This is a genomic window from Halobacillus naozhouensis, from assembly GCF_029714185.1.
In the GTDB taxonomy this organism is placed as follows: Bacteria; Bacillota; Bacilli; order Bacillales; family Halobacillaceae; genus Halobacillus_A; species Halobacillus_A naozhouensis.
Genome location: NZ_CP121671.1, coordinates 31,223 through 47,167, shown reverse-complemented (window position 1 = coordinate 47,167; position 15,945 = coordinate 31,223). Strand labels below are relative to the sequence as shown.

Here is a 15,945-nt window from a genome sequence, read left to right as displayed (position 1 = left end):
ATTTTTTACACATTATTTGACTTTGAGGCTCCAGGCACTTCCTTCCAAAGTTGTTCTAACAGAATTACAAGGACAGTACCGACCAACAGTCCATTACTTAGCAAATTCTGGGCAATTGAAGGCATTCCTTGAAAAACTTCAGCAGGAAGGAACATGATTCCGATTCCTAGCAGAAACGAGATCCCCAGGATGGTTAACCTGCGCTCATTTAATTCCTCACTGGCCATATTCGATATCCCAAGTCCCATTAATTGTACGAAGGTAGCCAGTAAAGCTGCGTTCGCGATAGGAGCAGGAATGGCGGAAATAAAAGCTACAACTGGCGGAAAAAATGCGACAGCTACAAGTAATAAAGAAGCATATAAAAAGGGCCGTTTGCTTTTTTGACCGGTCAAGTTAATAAAACCAGATGAGGAAGCCAAAGAAACATTTGCAACGGAAGAAAACATCGCTGAAATCACATGGTTTATGCCAAGGAAACTGCTGCCTCTGTTCAATTGGCTGTATCCATAGGAAGGCTTCCCGTAGATTGAATGACTGACAGCAACGACGGAAGCTACTAAATTTGACAATAAGATCACAGCTGTAATAAATGCCAGGGGGATGACGCTCCACTCGAAGTTAGGATGCCCCCAAACCCATAAATCAGGCACATTAAATCCATCTGAAACCAATAAAGAGTCCACTGGTCTACTTCCAATCCATGCCACATACAGCACCCAGCCGACCACAATTCCTATCAGGACAGCATAGCCCTTCAACCAGCCTTTGCCGAAAAAGGACAACCCGATCACTAAAAAGAAGGTTAAAAAAGCTAAAATAGTCTTATCAACCTGAATAGCTTCAGCTTGCTGCTGGACTCCTATCATGCCCTTGAGGAAAGTCCCGCTTAATTGTACGGTTATTAAAAATAAAAAAGCTCCGGTCACGAGCGGAGTAAATACAAACAGCACACGGTGTGCAAGGCGAAAAATACCAAAGATAAACAAGAAAACCCCTGTCCATATCATCGCTGCTTCAAGCGTTTGTAATGTTTCTATGTAGCTTTTTCCAGCCGCTACCTCTGAGTAGGCCATAACAGCGAATATACTGATCCAGAGTCCAGCCGGACCTTCCATGATTGGTAAACGGTGGCCAAATATACCTTGTAAAACAGAAGTAATGCCAACAGCAAAAAAGGTTCGCTGCATCAGACCCGCAACTTCTGTAAAATTCAAATCAAAAATAGCCCCAATCACGATAGGTAACGTTACGGCACTGGCTAATAGAAAAACAAACCACTGAACCGTTTCTAACGTTACCTTCGACCATGACTTTTTACTATTATTCATTATTGTCATCTACAAACCACCTATATTTATTTACACAAACAGCATATCTAATTTGTTTCACGTGTAACAATTTCATTATAGACAAAGAGAGCGCACAGTCTCAAGCTGTGCGCTCTCTTTCTTATTCTTCTAAAGTGGATGTATCTCCGGTAGGCAACCCTAGTTCCCAAGATTTTAATAAACGGCGCATTATTTTACCACTTCGTGTTTTCGGAATAGTATCTGTGATTTCAATTTCCCTTGGTGCAGCATGGGCGCTGAGGCCTTTTTTAACAAATTGGCGGATATCTTCGAGTAATTCATCCGATTTTTCATATCCTTCCCTCAATGTAATAAAGGCTTTAATAATCTCGCCACGCTCAGGATCCGGCTTGCCAATGACCCCTGCCTCTGCTACTGCATCATGTTCAATTAGTTTACTTTCCACTTCAAACGGTCCAACTCTCTCGCCTGAAGTATTAATTACGTCATCCAGGCGGCCTTGAAACCAAAAATATCCATCCCCATCTTTGTAGGCACTATCCCCTGAAACGTACCAGCCTTTGACAAAATAACTTTCGTATTTGCCTGGGTTGTTCCAAATAGCACGCATCATCGATGGCCAGCCTTGTTTAATAGCCAGGTTTCCCATCTGATTGGCCGGCAGTTCGTTCCCATCGTTATCAACGATAGATGCTTCAATACCTGGAAGTGGTTTACCCATAGAACCGGGCCTCATCTCCATGGTTGGATAGTTACAGATCAGCATCGCACCAGTTTCTGTCATCCACCACGTATCGTGAATTCGTAAGTCAAAGGCTTCTAGTCCCCAAGTGATCACTTCAGGATTTAAAGGTTCTCCCACACTTAATACATGGCGTAAAGAAGAAAGGTCGTGCTTTTTAGCTACATCTGCTCCAGCACTCAGCAGTTTTCGGAAAGCCGTTGGGGCCGAATACCAAACGGAAACCTTCTGCTCAGCAATGGTGCCATACCAATCATCCGGGCTAAACCTGCCTCCGCGGATAACGTTTGTAACCCCATTCAGCCACGGTGCAAAGATTCCATAACTCGTACCTGTTACCCATCCAGGGTCAGCTGTACACCAATAAACATCGTCTTCTTTCAGATCAAGGACCCATTTCCCTGTCTGATAATGTTGCAACATTGCATTATGAACGTGATACACACCTTTAGGTTTTCCTGTTGACCCAGACGTATAATGAAGCAGCATTCCATCTTCTAAATCCACCCATTCAATCTCAAAATCTTCGGAAGCGAACTTCATCTCTTTCTCAAAACTAATATGTGAACCTGACTCATCTCCCCCTACAAGAATGATCTTTTCAAGATGAGGAAGCTTATCAACAGGGACACGATCCAATAACTCAGGGGTAGTAATTAACATTTTTGCTTCACTATCTTCTAAACGGTCGCGAACCGCCTGCTCCATAAATGCTTCAAACAATGGACCGGCAATTGCCCCGAGTTTTAGAATCCCAAGGAATGATGCATAAAACTCCGGACTCCTATGCATGAAAAGGAATACTCGATCTCTTTTTTTAATGTTATGATTCTTCAACACATTTGCAAATTGATTACTTTTTTTCTTAAGTTCCTCAAAGGTTAGTTTCTCTTCTCGGTCAGGAGATGTATAAATAAGCGCAGCCTGATTCTTTTTCTCCGGGTCCTCTGCGTGCTTATCAATCGTTTCATAGGCGATGTTTACTTTGCCCGTCTTACTCCATGTGAAATTTTCTTTCACTTCATCCCAATTAAAATTTTTGTACGTCTGCTGGTAATCTTGTAAGTTATGTTTTCCCGATCTTGCTGGAATGGTTTTCATGTCCATAAAATCACCTCATTAGAATGAATTTTGTAACCGATTTCCTAATTCTTTTTTAATAAAGCTCTGCTTTATAAATGGAACAGAGCCTATACATTATCTAAATATTTCGTTAATTATTTACTATTTTAGATGAAATGAATGGATTTTTAAAGTGAAACGTCTAAATAGTTACAGAATGGATAGCAGACCACCCTGCGTTGACAATCACCCCTCCCCTATATATAATGAGAAAGCATTTGAGACTAGAAGAGGTTCTTAGCTAAAAACCCTCTATAAAAAACTAAGGTTGAAGCGATTCTAGCTGCGCACCCTTAGAGGTGGGCTTTTTTAAATTTGGCTGTTTTCTAAAAGGTTGTTGTTTTTGAAGCAAAACTATAAACTGCATCTTAACTTACGGCTTCGGAATATACTACGCTTTCCGCGGGCTTGAGCTGGGCCTCCTCGCTCGCAAAAAAACGCTCACTGTGGGGCCGCGGAAAGCGACTGCCCGAAGTGGATATCAACCTTGCTGTTGGGACGAAAGTTTTATCAACTGCGAGGATTAAAGAGCAATAAAATTTACGAAAAGAGCCCTTAATTTAAATCAAACCAAGAGTGTTAGGAGGATTTTAAAGTGACTGGACGCAATGACAACGATTTAACTGAGTTATCTCTACTCGGTAATCAAGGAACATCTTACTCCTTTGAATACAATAAAAGTGTATTAGAAACATTCGATAATCAGCACCCTAATCGTGATTATTTTGTAAAATTTAATTGTCCAGAGTTTACAACGCTCTGTCCCAAAACGGGGCAGCCGGATTTTGCCACGATTTATATCAGTTATATTCCTGACATTAAAATGGTAGAAAGTAAGTCTCTGAAACTCTACTTATTCAGCTTTAGAAATCACGGTGATTTTCACGAAGACAGCGTGAACACGATTATGAACGATTTAATTGAACTTATGGCCCCGCGATACATTGAGGTATGGGGCAAATTTACTCCACGTGGCGGTATTTCCATCGATCCGTTCTGTAATTACGGGAAGCCTGGAACGAAATTTGAGCAAATAGCTGCCCACCGTTTAATGAATCATGACCTTTACCCTGAAAAAATCGATAACAGATAAGCCACGTAAACAGGAAACGGCAATGGGCCGAGCGGATTTCCGGCTGCTACCTATTACTAAGTCCGTTGATTTGATGCCAATAGGTTAAAAAGGAAAGGCTCCCTTTCAGCGGGGAGCCTTTTATTTACTGTTTCTTTTGTTTATATTGCATATAAACTACTTGTGTGACAAGAAAATCTTCCATACCATGCTTGCCATCTGCCCCGCCAAGACCGGATTTCCGCATCCCAGCATGATAACCTTGCACGGCCTCAAAGTTTTCACGATTCACATACGTCTCTCCAAACTTCAGTTCATTGACGACTCTCATCGCTTCATTCAGATCCTCTGTATAAACGGAAGAGGACAAGCCAAACTCTGTATCATTTCCTTTTTCTATCGCTTCATCTAAAGTACTAAACGTCGTTATAGGGATAACAGGACCAAATATCTCTTCTTGCATAACGGTGGAGTCATGATCGACACCGGTTAAAATGGTCGGTTTATAGAAATAACCCTGTTCCACGTCCGCACGCTCACCGCCAATAACGACTTTTGCACCGTCGACTTCTGCATCATTCACCATCGTAGATACCGCTTCTAAGCGCTCTTCACTAACTAGAGGTCCTACATCTGCTCCCTTATCAGATCGCGGATCGCCTAATGAGGTTTGAGCAAATGAAGCTTTGAGCTTGTCAATTAGTTCAGCAGCCACACTTTCATGGACATAGACACGCTCAGCATTGGTACAGGCTTGTCCATTATTAGCTAACCTTGACGTTGTAATACTTTCTGCCGCTACATCTAAGTCGGCGTTTTGGGTCACAATGGCTGGAGCCTTACCGCCTAACTCGAGATTTACCTTCGTAATGTTTTGCGCGGCAGCCTCCATAACCTTCGTTCCAGCTGGTACACTTCCAGTCATCGTAATCATTTGAACACCTTCGTGTTTAGCCAGGGCATTCCCGATCTCAGAGCCTGTCCCTGTAATTAGATTGTAAACACCTTTTGGAATGTCTTCCATGGAATCTATAATTTTAGTAAACTCCATGGCAGTATTTGGTGTTTGCTGGCTCGGCTTCAATACAATCGTACAACCGGTAACAAGGGCTGTAGCTACCTTCCTGGCCAAAATAAACACCGGAAAATTCCATGGTACAATTCCAGCTACAACGCCAATTGGCTTTTTATAAATATAAATATTTTCATTTGCTCGATCGCTCGGTACAATTTCACCTTCAATTCGCCGCGCCCATTCAGACATATACCTAAAGTAATCGATGGCAAGCTCTACTTCACCTGTTGCCAACTCATAATCCTTACCTTGTTCTTCTTGAAGCAAATCGATAAATGTATCCTTATTCTCTTCTATTTTATTACCAAGCTGACGAACGATTTTCCCTCGTTCTATATTAGGAGTCATCTCCCATTTCTTTTGGGCCTGAGATGCAGCATGAACCGCCCGATCCACATCTTCAACTGTGCCTTTTGGGGTTCTGGAGATGACTTCTTCCGTAGCAGGATTAACAATATCTATCCATTCGTCTTTCGATGATTCAGTATATTCACCATTTATATACAAACTGTGCGTTTTCATATTAAGACCTCCTTTAAAAGGTTCTACATTCTTCATTCCTCCCCCATCCAAATTCCAAACATGAAGACTGATCCATTCATTTTCCATAAAAATTCGTTATACTGAGGGACAAGTAAGATTAAGGAAAGGAACGATCGCCATTATGAAAAAAGAAAACCAAATGTTAATTATACTCGGAAGTATTGGATTAGCCTGTATAATCATTGCTTTCGTATTATTTTCCACAATAGCGGATCCTATGGTCCCTGTTGTCATCTTGGCTTCAGGTATCCTTCTCATTATTGGAGGGATTGCTGATCGCAAAGACCGTATAAAAAAAAGAAAGAGGAGCCCATAACTCCTTTTTCTTTATGTTTACCATTCGAGAATGTATCCCTTCACTTGCTTCGCTTTCCCATTATCTTTTTGTTCAGCAATAAAGTGTGGATGATCATTATTAAGCTCGTACTTAAGTGATTCAGGTTCTAAGTATAACTTGTACTCTAAGTCCGTGATTTTGTGAAGAGAAAGGTTTGCGACTGTGGACTGGTTTTGCTCTTCATCAATTAGCAGGATATCAATTTGGTCATAGCCATGGCTAATTAAATGTTCCTTTAAATCCATTAAAAATTCCTCCAAAAGACTACTTAAATTAATCTGTTTTTCCTATACCCTTTTTCATATAGTTAAAACCAAAATTAAGAAATCCTGACTATAAACATCACATTCCATAGGAATTCGTCTCATTATAAGTTTACCCACAAATACATAAAATCCCCAATTCCTTAATACAGCAAAAAAGCGGGGGGAGACCCCGCCTTAGGTTAAATTAATAACCACCGTATCCGTAACCGCCATAAGAGGCACCGATAATAATCAAAAGAATAAACAACACAACTAATAGCGCAAATCCGCCACCGTATCCTCCGCTCATGTCATTCCCCCCTCTCATCACTTACTTTATTACCTTATGCCATAATGCTTGAGAGGTAAGGGCTAATGCGGAGTTCTGCCTTTTTTGTTATTTAGGAGCACACTGTATTAAGTAAGGAACACCTTTTTTAAGGATAACCAGGCCAAATATAAAGATTGAGCGAAAAAGAATACCCCCCATACAGGAGCAGGGATAAATTTCACAGCTTGCGCGAGGTTCCAGGCATCCCCCGCTTGACTCGGGGCAACAAAACTAATCCTCATCACCCAAAAAGCACTCATAACAGCTTCCACTACAACGAGACAGGCCACAAAGATAAGGACGTATTGAACAATAGATTGAGGACCGGTCTTGAGTAAATAAATAAACCCTGCACCAAATGTAACAAGCCAAAAAACACCATAGATATTCCTGACCCAGAAAAGGAGATTGATAGCTAAAAAACCAATTAAGATGAATATCATGACACGATAATGACCTTTAACGATTAAATGGAAGAATAATAAACCGGCTAGTGAGGAAAACAAATAACCTGATAAACTAGTTAAAACGTGGCTGAACCATGATGTATGGCCTGTCATGGTTACCCCGGAGGTATTAGGAAACAATGATATATTCCTTACCTCTCCACCTGTGAATAGGGCCATTAGAGAGTGACCACTTTCATGTATCATGGTATTGATCATAGCAAAATACTTTCCAATTACCGGTGATTGAGTTAGCAACAGAGCCAAAATTAAACTAATAAGAATTTGAAGTTTCATAGCTGCCCCTTTCTATTATCCCCAGAAATGTATTCATTGTTATGATTTATTTTACTTAAAATTCATCCCTGCGTATAATCTTAAGTAATCATCACACATAGGAGCATCGCCACATGCAGAGAAAATTAATAATACTCTTTCTAGGATTAGTCTTAGCTTTGTTTGCTGGATGCAGTAACACTCCGGGGCAAGAGCAGGATACGACAGAACTTACCATTTCAGCAGCATCTAGCTTAACTGACGCTATGAAAGAAATAAAAACAACGTACGAAAGTCAAAATAAGGACGTAACACTTACATTTAATTTTGCCGGTTCAGGTAAATTGGCGCAGCAGATTCAACAGGGAGCCCCCCTGGATGTTTTTTTATCCGCAAATCAAAAATGGATGGACAAACTAGAAAAGCAGCAATTCATCTTAAAAGAGACCAGGTTTAGTTTTACCGGAAACTCTCTCGTATTGATTACAAAGCAAAACCGGCATTTTGATTTTTCTTCTATCCAATCAATCCAGCTTTCTGACGAGGAGCAACTCGCCTTAGGCGACCCTGCCAGCGTTCCTGGAGGAATGTACACGAAACAAGCGTTACAATCCATTAACAAATGGGAAGATTTAAAAGCTCAAATGGTATATGCAAGAGATGTCCGCCAAGTGCTTACATATGTAGAATCAGGAAACGTTGCTCTAGGATTTGTGTATGCAAGTGATGCGCTTATCTCAGACCGCGTGAAGATAATTAGCCAAGTCGACCAAAGCCTGCATCAATCAATCATCTATCCGGCTGCTGTCTTAACAGCCAGCGCCAACACTAAAGAAGCAAAAGCATTTTTAGATTATCTTAAGACGGAGGAAGCACAAGAAATTCTAGAGTCCTATGGCTTTGAGAAAAAACAACCTTAGGGCTTAGTTTGGCTTGAAGGGTCTGAGCTGAATAGGTCAGACTTTTTTAAAGGTACAATGAAAGCTATTTATTTTTTGTAATAGATGTAATTAGCCCATGGCCTATAGAATCTATTGAATGAAAGTTGGTTAATTATGAACTCTCCTCTTTTTCTTTCTTTAAAGATAGCCACCATCGCTACTTTAATTGTTTTCATTTTTGGCGTTTTCTTCGCAAGAATAATCGCTAGAAAAAAATTTCCCGGGAAAAGTTTCGTTGAGTCCGTGATTTTGCTTCCTCTTGTCCTCCCGCCAACGGTCGTAGGATTTGGACTCCTTTATTTGTTCGGTAAAAATGGACCCTTAGGCAGTTTCCTGCTTCAATCCTTTGATATTCAGGTTGTTTTTTCATGGATTGGTGCCGTAGTTGCTGCAGTTGTTGTATCTTTTCCCTTAATGTATCAAAGTGCATCAGCAGCTTTTCAAAATTATAACCAAAATGTTGAAAATGCCGCTTTAACAATGGGTGCGTCTAAATGGAAAGTTTTTTTCACTATCTCATTTCCTTTAGCCTGGCCTGGGCTTCTGGCGGGCTTAGTTCTAAGTTTTGCACGTGCTCTCGGAGAATTCGGAGCCACGCTCATGATAGCCGGCTATATTCCGGGAGAAACCAATACCATCCCTCTAGCTATCTATTTCGCTGTAGAGTCTGGCCATATGGAGCAAGCCCGCTTCTGGGTCTTGATTATTGTTTCTCTTGGATTTAGTTCTGTGCTTTGGCTCAATTGGTGGAGTAAACGTAATATCCTTAAGTTTAATCAGTAAATGGAGGTGTCATATGCTATCGTTATCGATTACTAAAGAACTCCCACATTTTACTTTAAACGCATCCTTTAAAGTTGGAAATGAGACCGTTATTTTGTATGGACCATCCGGATCTGGTAAAACGACAATTCTTAATTGTATCGCTGGGCTTACTCATCCTGATAAGGGAGAAATCACCTTAAATAAAAGCATATTATTTCAAACAAACTATAAGCCCCTCCCTGTTCAAAAACGTAACATCGGTTATTTATTCCAAGATTATGCCCTATTTCCTCATATGACGATCTATAAAAATATATCGTATGGCGCTACGAATGACCAACTCGTTAACAAGCTATTAGAAGTTGTCGGCATCAGCCATCTAGCCTCCAAATATCCAAAGCAAATATCTGGCGGTGAAAAACAACGTGTCGCTTTAGCCCGTGCTTTAGCAACAGAACCTGACCTATTGCTATTAGATGAACCATTCTCCTCTCTGGACCAAGACACAAAGAACCAGTGTCATCAAGAACTATTACGGCTGCGTCAATTGTGGGAAATCCCAATTATATTAGTTACTCATGACCGAAACGAAGCAGAGAAATTAGCGGACCGTATTCTTCCGATCGAAAATGGCCTAGTGCCTTTTCACTCCAGAAACTGGTCAGATTAGAGAAAAGGTTGCGCCGGAGTTGAAAGCATTGAAGGCAATGGGGCAAACTTCCCTATAAATATCAAAATTGGAACCGCTTGCTTTCTTATTTGTTTTATATCGATCATGACCGTAATCGGCTTAATTGTTGCCTTCTTGTTTATTGATGATAAGATTCCAAGACGTTAGCGACTGAGAAATAACATGAACCCGGAGGGGCTCCGGGTTCTGCTGATTTATTATACTACTCGTACATACGTTTCATTAGCCGTTACGTAATAAACCGCTCCCTGAGAGTTTTCCACCTTATACTGCGGAGAACCTTCTACAATGACTCGATCAAGAATAGTAGGAAAACCATAACCATATTGCAAATAACCTGCAACTGCTGAGTCTGCCCATGAAGGTTGATTGTAAAATCGTAAATCTCCCTGAAAAATGGACTCTACTCTTCGGCCGATATACCATTCATTCCCTCCATTCTCCGGCACATATGCGACGTCGAAGTAATCACAAATCCCCTTAGCATGTTCCATAGCAACCTCTTTTTGAAACTCTGGATCAATCATTAATAAAGCCTCGTCAGGGTGATCCATAAAACCATTTTCCGTTAATACAGCAATCATAGCTGTCTCACGCAATACGTGAAAATTCGCTTCTTTTATGCCCCGAAACTCTTGTGGAGTTCCTTTCTTTAAATAATTAGCTATACTCTTCGCCAGCATGCCTGCTTCCCGGTTTAAGTGACCAGGGTAAACGTAAAGTTCAATCCCACTCGGGTTTGACCCCTCAAAACTTCCATCAAATGCATTATAGTGAACGGAAATATAAGCGTCCGCTCCTGCTCGGTTTGCCTGATTTGTCCTCGTAGCCAGCGATGTATCAACATCAGTCGGAGCTACTAACAACGTGTTAAAGCCACTGCGCTGCAACTCTTCATCAAGGAAGGAAACCACTGCTCGATTAAATTCATTTTCTTTAATAGACCTTCCAAGACTATTAATATAAGGGGTACGTTTACCAGGGGTCTCCATTCCATGCCCATCATCAAGTGCGATTAAATAAGCCATACAATCATTCTCTCCTTTGCTAAAATTGTTATCAAAACTGAAAACTATTGTATGAACAGTTTGGCCATGCCATTCATGAATTTGCGCGTTACGCGTAACGTTAATGTTTATTTTAAATGCGCATTTCGCGTAAGTCAATAATTAAATAAACATATTGCGCAAAATATTGCGCGAAATGTTTATTTAATAGTATCCTTTTATTATGAAAGAAAATAAAATCACTCGAGGATGAATGGTATGGGTTCATTAGGTGGAAGATTAAGAGAAGCACGGGAATACAAAGGTTGGTCACAAACTCTTGTTTGTGAAAAACTAGAAATCTCTAATTCAAGGTTATCCGGTTATGAGAGAAATTATAGAGAACCGGACACCAAAATGCTGTCTACACTCGCCAGACTCTATGATGTCTCCATTGATTGGCTTATGGGGATGACAGAAGACTCCAAAATGGGGGAAACAGAGGGGGACATGGACGCCTTTATCCATGATCCAGAGCTTCAACGCTGGTATGCAGACCTTCCAAAATCAGACTTAGAAGATTTGAAAAAGCTAAGAAAAATGTGGGAAATTATTAAAAGTGAATAGTGTACTGCCATAGTAGACTAGGAAAATTCTCAAATGTGTATTAAGATGAATTTAAACAGCCCGTAACAGGAGGGCTTTTCTTTTACCTAAAATTCGAACGTATGTTCTATAAGGGTGGAATTTATGTATCAATACACAACTCTTGAAAGTCATATATACGATCTTCTAATCTCACTCTCCATACGAATACCAAACCAGCTAACGATTGACCGTATTGCAGAACAACTAAATATACGGGTTTATGACTGGGAGCATAGTAGCGAAGCCGTTATCTATAAAGGAATAAGTCGAATCTTCCTTCAAAAACAGTTATCTAAAGAAGAACGTTGGCAGACATTCGGCCATGAGCTTGGCCATATATTGCTGCACAGCGGTTCCCAGCTTAACCTGCCTGTACGCTTTGTTGAATACCAAGAATGGAAAGCAGATAACTTTGCTTTGCATTTCTGTGTCCCTACTTTTATGCTGCTGCAAATGAACCTTCCGTTTAAAAAGTCGCAAGCCATTTACGAAGTGGTTTCCACTTTTGGAGTTACTCCAGAATTTGCATCCCGTCGCTTACAACATTTGGAGAATCAATATCTCGGTCTCTTGTTGGATCAAAACTTCGCTCAGACAGTATACAGAGGATATCAGGTAAGCGAAAAGTTCGAGAATTACGAGTAATATATCCTAAAATGCTGAGCTCCCTGTCTGCCCAGAACCTCAGCATTTTATCTATAATAGGTCGCCCCAGTGATGTAGTCCCAAGAATACCCTCCGCCACTTTGACTTATTTTAGACCTTTTTGCGTAGTTGTTGTTAAGCTAACCGATACAAAAGGTTTAGGAGCTGCCCCATCTATCCCGCTGTTTCTTCAGTGTTCCTTCTTTTCGAGGCCGGTGGATCCAAGCTTACAACAATATCTCCTTGTTCACCTTTGACCTGTCCTTCGTGTGTTGAAAACTCAATTTTTCCGGATGATTTTAAAATAAATAATATCAGGCTTTGTTCACTACGCTCTTTAACACATTGGGCAAAGCTTTTTTTGGTTAACTTCGTTGTGTTGAAATGGAAGCCGCGTTCGACGCGATCATTCAGTTCATGCCACGAAATATTTTCTTTTGTTAAAATGCGTTTGTCGTATTTATCGACGAGGTCCGTAAGGCTTTCCCCGTGTTCATTATGCAGACTATAGATATTATTTCGGCCCATTTCCTGAACAAAGGATCTACAAACTAAGGCATTATAAGAGTTCACTATAGATGCAGCAACCATATATTCATACGGTGTTAGATCCAATTCATGATCGTAGAGTTCAGACAATATTTCGCCATGATAGGTTTCGATATCCGTCTCTCGAGCAGCCTCTAGTCGCTGCTGTGAAGAATCTGCCAACAATACAGGAATATTTAGTTCTATCATCACTTTTGCCATACTGATACTGAATGAATTACTGCCAACAATCAGGACACCGGGTTGGCTATTGACCGCGAGACCGAGTTTCTCCGCCACCCATCGGATTGAAAATCCATGTGCAACCACCGTTGAAAAAACGAGACCAAGCGTCATTGGTATGACGAGATTTGCATCGGTATATCCAGTATCTAACAGGACCTGGGCAAAGTAACCAGAAACGGTTAACGCTACGATCCCTCGTGGCGCTATCCAGCCGACCAACGTTTTCTCCTGTTTCGTTATATCCGTATTGATTGTTGAAAGCCAGATCGATAAAGGACGAACAAGGAAGATCATTAAGAGGATATACCCGATGATATTCCAATTTAATATGTCCAGCAGTGTTTCTCTTGTGACTCCTGCTGTTATCATGATATAGACTGCTGACATGAGCAGGACGGACATATTTTCCTTAAAGTGACGCATATCACTAAACGATGAAATATTCATGTTAGCAAGTTTGATTCCCATCGCAGTGACTGCTAGTAAACCTGTTTCATGTTTAATCTCATCGGCTACCATAAAGCAAGCTGTGACCATAGATAAGACAACGGGCGATCGTAAAAATTCAGGAACATGACCTTTTTCGAACATCCAACCTACTATAACTCCTGTCAACCAACCGATAAAAGCTGCAAGTATAGACCAAAAGAAAAATAGGAGTAGTTTTGTTACTGCAACTTCCTCAGATGTAAGAAAAAGAATGATTTCAAATGCAAAAACAGCAAGTAACGCCCCAAGCGGGTCAACAATAATACCTTCCCATTTTAAAATAGATGCGGGCCGCTGTTTCAATTTTGCTTGACGCAAAATAGGCAAAATGACAGTTGGACCGGTAACGATAAAAAGTCCACCAATGACAAAAGCAACAGCCCATGAAAGCCCGGCTACATAGTGTGCGGCAAATGAACCCAAGATCCATGCAATAAACGCACCTAATGTTATGATTCGCACGATGGGGCGAGCAAGCCCCCGAATTTCCTTAAAATTTAGGTTTAGGCTGCCTTCAAATAAAATAATCGCCACCGCAATTGAAATAAACGTCTGAAAGATATCACCAAATGTTTCCTTTGGGTTCAAAACCCCGAAAATCGGTCCGGCAAGCAACCCGGCCAGGGACATGGCAACAATGGCTGGAACGCGAAAATTCCAGGCTAACCATTGGGCGCCGATGCCAATAACTCCTATCATGACCACTTGAAACAATAACGAATCAACCATAATTAAATCTCCTAAATCATCTAGTTTTTTTGTTAGTATGTTCTATACGGATTTTCAGTGTTAAGTTTTAGTGTGCATTTTTTCCAAGATTTTATTAATGGCTGTGCTAGAAGGAACTTATAGCTGCGAACAGTTTCGGGCAGCAGATATTTGGAGATCCAAAACAAAAATGGCACGTTTTCAAATCAATTTAGCCAAAACTTTGGCCAAAGATTCAAAAACGTGCCATTTTATCATTGAGGTGTGTAGGCTGTAACCCTTGCGCCCCATTGGTTTTAATGAACGCCCCCGGCAGGATTCGAACCTGCGACACACGGTTTAGGAAACGCTATGTTATTCGGTCATTTGTCGAGTGCTTGGCGGTAGCTTAATCGAAGGCTTACCGTTGAATCACTCGGTTACGTTCGTATATAAACGTTTCTTTCCCTCGATTATATCGGACAAGCGCGGATAATACAAGCGCTTTATTTTGCATTTACTCGACCAACTATGCGGCTAACCTTTTCTAATTTCGCTGTAGGTCGATTCTCTGCATTTGAATATTAAGAAGTCGCACCACCGTAGGGGTTATATACAGAGTATATAGTTGCGGAAGATGAGAACGTTCCTTATTTGCGTTCCTGCCCGCCGTTATTGAGTTAAGCATATTCCGCCTACGCTTACTCGGTGGAATTACCTTCGGAAGCTTCCGATGTGGCCTGTTCGGAATGTTCTTCGGCATGTTCCGGCCTCTCTTCTATTGGAACATTCTTCGGCACATACGGGCGAGGACTATTCGTTTCGCTATTCGCTCTCTAGACGTAACTGGATTCGGGCTTGTATTATGTACGCTGATAACATCGGCTATAAAAGCGAGTAAAAAGCGCAGCTACCATTTCGGCAACTACGCTCGACATTATTTCGAATATGTTTTGTAGATTTCGTGTTCCGTATAATTATCGGTAACTTCCGGAAACTGGTCGAAAGAAATACCGTCAATTACGCCCGCCTCGTAATCCGCCTTCGTTAGCGACATTCCGAGCGCCAGGTCATCGACTGAATCAATACCGAATGAGTTAATCCACTCGATTCTTACGTTATCCACCGCATAGTTTTCGAAGGTTTGCGCGAATAGCTTTTTATTTCGATCTAACCAACTGTTCACACGCTTTTTAATTTGTGGCGTGTCGGGTCCAGCTAGTATTTTATAGGTAACGGTACCGTCAGCTACCTCTATGCCGATTACGCTTTCTCGATTGTTACGCCCCTCGGCTTGGATTTCCTTATGGATAAATTCCGTCATTTCCGATTTAATAGTAGATGCGTCAGCAGGCAACTTCTCTACCTCCTCTTTATTTTCAGAGTTTGCGCTCGAATCCGTATCTGCGCCACTCTCTACATTCGCTACCTCAGTAGTTTCCGTATCCTTTGCTTGTGTAGTTTCCTTTTTCTCTCCATCTTCCCCGCTTACAACCGCTAATGTAAGTCCACCTGCAATAACTACTGCACCGATCCCAGCTAACCATTTCTTCATATAACCAAACCCCTTTACGTTTGTTAGATAGCTTATCTACGTATAAGTATACCCGAGGTTTCATAATTTTTAAATACTTTTCCAAAACAGGAAAAAGAGGGAAGGCCACCAGAAGGCAGCCCGCTACTGTTTATAGTTTACTCGTATATCTCCGGTTTGGTTTTGTCGGACAAACGTAATGACTCCACCTTGTTCGTGAAGCCACTTAGTAAAGATTACATATTCGTTTGGATCATAAAAACAAATTGTTCTTTCCATTAAA

17 protein-coding genes are annotated in these 15,945 nt (G+C 41.1%); 7 read left to right on the top strand and 10 right to left on the bottom strand.

Features of this window, described 5'->3' with window-relative positions; genetic code table 11:
* Positions 1 to 5 precede the first annotated feature (5 nt).
* A complete protein-coding gene (locus tag P9989_RS00285) occupies positions 6 to 1,340 on the bottom strand; it encodes a purine/pyrimidine permease (protein WP_283076904.1) in 1,335 nt (444 codons plus the stop codon).
* Between the two features lie 112 nt (positions 1,341 to 1,452).
* Positions 1,453 to 3,162: an acetate--CoA ligase gene (gene acsA, locus P9989_RS00280; RefSeq protein ID WP_283076903.1), complete on the bottom strand. Its 1,710-nt coding sequence runs from the start codon at positions 3,160 to 3,162 to the stop codon at positions 1,453 to 1,455.
* 610 nt (positions 3,163 to 3,772) lie between these two features.
* Between acsA and queF the strand changes: the two genes are divergently transcribed.
* Entirely contained in the window at positions 3,773 to 4,270 is a 498-nt protein-coding gene (gene queF, locus P9989_RS00275) for a preQ(1) synthase (protein ID WP_283076902.1), read from the top strand.
* Positions 4,271 to 4,394: 124 nt separating this feature from the next.
* Here queF and aldA read toward each other — a convergent pair whose 3' ends face one another.
* Positions 4,395 to 5,846, bottom strand: a complete 1,452-nt coding sequence (gene aldA, locus P9989_RS00270) for an aldehyde dehydrogenase (RefSeq protein ID WP_283076901.1) — start codon at positions 5,844 to 5,846, stop codon at positions 4,395 to 4,397.
* A gap of 142 nt (positions 5,847 to 5,988) precedes the next feature.
* On the opposite strand from aldA, the gene P9989_RS00265 reads away from it, so the two are divergent.
* Positions 5,989 to 6,183: a hypothetical protein gene (locus tag P9989_RS00265; protein ID WP_283076900.1), complete on the top strand. Its 195-nt coding sequence runs from the start codon at positions 5,989 to 5,991 to the stop codon at positions 6,181 to 6,183.
* Positions 6,184 to 6,200: 17 nt separating this feature from the next.
* On the opposite strand, the gene P9989_RS00260 is transcribed toward P9989_RS00265, so the two are convergent.
* The 3 genes from P9989_RS00260 to P9989_RS00250 form a co-directional block, all read right to left on the bottom strand.
* Complete coding sequence (locus P9989_RS00260; RefSeq protein WP_283076899.1) at positions 6,201 to 6,449, bottom strand: hypothetical protein; 249 nt, start codon at positions 6,447 to 6,449, stop codon at positions 6,201 to 6,203.
* A 205-nt stretch (positions 6,450 to 6,654) separates the two neighbouring features.
* Positions 6,655 to 6,759: a YjcZ family sporulation protein gene (locus tag P9989_RS00255; protein ID WP_079529073.1), complete on the bottom strand. Its 105-nt coding sequence runs from the start codon at positions 6,757 to 6,759 to the stop codon at positions 6,655 to 6,657.
* Between the two features lie 107 nt (positions 6,760 to 6,866).
* Positions 6,867 to 7,523, bottom strand: a complete 657-nt coding sequence (locus P9989_RS00250) for a M50 family metallopeptidase (protein WP_283076898.1) — start codon at positions 7,521 to 7,523, stop codon at positions 6,867 to 6,869.
* 113 nt (positions 7,524 to 7,636) lie between these two features.
* Between P9989_RS00250 and modA the strand changes: the two genes are divergently transcribed.
* The 3 genes from modA (at position 7,637) to P9989_RS00235 (ending at position 9,878) form a co-directional block, all read left to right on the top strand.
* Positions 7,637 to 8,422 (top strand): molybdate ABC transporter substrate-binding protein, encoded by a 786-nt coding sequence (gene modA, locus P9989_RS00245; protein WP_283076897.1) that lies wholly within the window; start codon positions 7,637 to 7,639, stop codon positions 8,420 to 8,422.
* Between the two features lie 135 nt (positions 8,423 to 8,557).
* Positions 8,558 to 9,226, top strand: coding sequence for a molybdate ABC transporter permease subunit (gene modB, locus P9989_RS00240; protein ID WP_283078798.1), 669 nt, complete (start codon positions 8,558 to 8,560; stop codon positions 9,224 to 9,226).
* Positions 9,227 to 9,239: 13 nt separating this feature from the next.
* Positions 9,240 to 9,878 (top strand): sulfate/molybdate ABC transporter ATP-binding protein, encoded by a 639-nt coding sequence (locus tag P9989_RS00235; protein WP_283076896.1) that lies wholly within the window; start codon positions 9,240 to 9,242, stop codon positions 9,876 to 9,878.
* A 218-nt stretch (positions 9,879 to 10,096) separates the two neighbouring features.
* On the opposite strand, the gene P9989_RS00230 is transcribed toward P9989_RS00235, so the two are convergent.
* Entirely contained in the window at positions 10,097 to 10,927 is an 831-nt protein-coding gene (locus P9989_RS00230) for an N-acetylmuramoyl-L-alanine amidase family protein (RefSeq protein ID WP_283076895.1), read from the bottom strand.
* A 237-nt stretch (positions 10,928 to 11,164) separates the two neighbouring features.
* Here P9989_RS00230 and P9989_RS00225 point away from each other — a divergent pair, with 237 nt between their 5' ends.
* Both P9989_RS00225 and P9989_RS00220 read left to right on the top strand, forming a co-directional pair.
* Entirely contained in the window at positions 11,165 to 11,512 is a 348-nt protein-coding gene (locus tag P9989_RS00225) for a helix-turn-helix domain-containing protein (protein ID WP_283076894.1), read from the top strand.
* A 123-nt stretch (positions 11,513 to 11,635) separates the two neighbouring features.
* Entirely contained in the window at positions 11,636 to 12,178 is a 543-nt protein-coding gene (locus P9989_RS00220) for an ImmA/IrrE family metallo-endopeptidase (protein WP_283076893.1), read from the top strand.
* A gap of 174 nt (positions 12,179 to 12,352) precedes the next feature.
* On the opposite strand, the gene P9989_RS00215 is transcribed toward P9989_RS00220, so the two are convergent.
* The 3 genes from P9989_RS00215 to P9989_RS00205 form a co-directional block, all read right to left on the bottom strand.
* Positions 12,353 to 14,170 carry a cation:proton antiporter gene (locus tag P9989_RS00215; protein ID WP_283076892.1) on the bottom strand — a complete coding sequence of 606 codons (1,818 nt, stop codon included), beginning with the start codon at positions 14,168 to 14,170 and terminating at the stop codon, positions 12,353 to 12,355.
* Between the two features lie 895 nt (positions 14,171 to 15,065).
* Positions 15,066 to 15,683 (bottom strand): hypothetical protein, encoded by a 618-nt coding sequence (locus P9989_RS00210; protein WP_283076891.1) that lies wholly within the window; start codon positions 15,681 to 15,683, stop codon positions 15,066 to 15,068.
* A 123-nt stretch (positions 15,684 to 15,806) separates the two neighbouring features.
* Positions 15,807 to 15,941 carry a hypothetical protein gene (locus tag P9989_RS00205; protein ID WP_283076890.1) on the bottom strand — a complete coding sequence of 45 codons (135 nt, stop codon included), beginning with the start codon at positions 15,939 to 15,941 and terminating at the stop codon, positions 15,807 to 15,809.
* Between the last annotated feature and the right edge of the window lie 4 nt (positions 15,942 to 15,945).

What these genes read in the sequence shown, in the direction of transcription:
- P9989_RS00285 (WP_283076904.1), bottom strand. Translation starts at nt 1,340, where the DNA reads ATGACAATAATGAATAATAGTAAAAAGTCATGGTCGAAGGTAACGTTA.
- acsA (WP_283076903.1), bottom strand. Translation starts at nt 3,162, where the DNA reads ATGGACATGAAAACCATTCCAGCAAGATCGGGAAAACATAACTTACAA.
- aldA (WP_283076901.1), bottom strand. Translation starts at nt 5,846, where the DNA reads ATGAAAACGCACAGTTTGTATATAAATGGTGAATATACTGAATCATCG.
- P9989_RS00265 (WP_283076900.1), top strand. Translation starts at nt 5,989, where the DNA reads ATGAAAAAAGAAAACCAAATGTTAATTATACTCGGAAGTATTGGATTA.
- P9989_RS00260 (WP_283076899.1), bottom strand. Translation starts at nt 6,449, where the DNA reads ATGGATTTAAAGGAACATTTAATTAGCCATGGCTATGACCAAATTGAT.
- P9989_RS00255 (WP_079529073.1), bottom strand. Translation starts at nt 6,759, where the DNA reads ATGAGCGGAGGATACGGTGGCGGATTTGCGCTATTAGTTGTGTTGTTT.
- P9989_RS00250 (WP_283076898.1), bottom strand. Translation starts at nt 7,523, where the DNA reads ATGAAACTTCAAATTCTTATTAGTTTAATTTTGGCTCTGTTGCTAACT.
- modA (WP_283076897.1), top strand. Translation starts at nt 7,637, where the DNA reads ATGCAGAGAAAATTAATAATACTCTTTCTAGGATTAGTCTTAGCTTTG.
- modB (WP_283078798.1), top strand. Translation starts at nt 8,558, where the DNA reads ATGAACTCTCCTCTTTTTCTTTCTTTAAAGATAGCCACCATCGCTACT.
- P9989_RS00235 (WP_283076896.1), top strand. Translation starts at nt 9,240, where the DNA reads ATGCTATCGTTATCGATTACTAAAGAACTCCCACATTTTACTTTAAAC.
- P9989_RS00230 (WP_283076895.1), bottom strand. Translation starts at nt 10,927, where the DNA reads ATGGCTTATTTAATCGCACTTGATGATGGGCATGGAATGGAGACCCCT.
- P9989_RS00225 (WP_283076894.1), top strand. Translation starts at nt 11,165, where the DNA reads ATGGGTTCATTAGGTGGAAGATTAAGAGAAGCACGGGAATACAAAGGT.
- P9989_RS00220 (WP_283076893.1), top strand. Translation starts at nt 11,636, where the DNA reads ATGTATCAATACACAACTCTTGAAAGTCATATATACGATCTTCTAATC.
- P9989_RS00215 (WP_283076892.1), bottom strand. Translation starts at nt 14,170, where the DNA reads ATGGTTGATTCGTTATTGTTTCAAGTGGTCATGATAGGAGTTATTGGC.
- P9989_RS00210 (WP_283076891.1), bottom strand. Translation starts at nt 15,683, where the DNA reads ATGAAGAAATGGTTAGCTGGGATCGGTGCAGTAGTTATTGCAGGTGGA.
- P9989_RS00205 (WP_283076890.1), bottom strand. Translation starts at nt 15,941, where the DNA reads ATGGAAAGAACAATTTGTTTTTATGATCCAAACGAATATGTAATCTTT.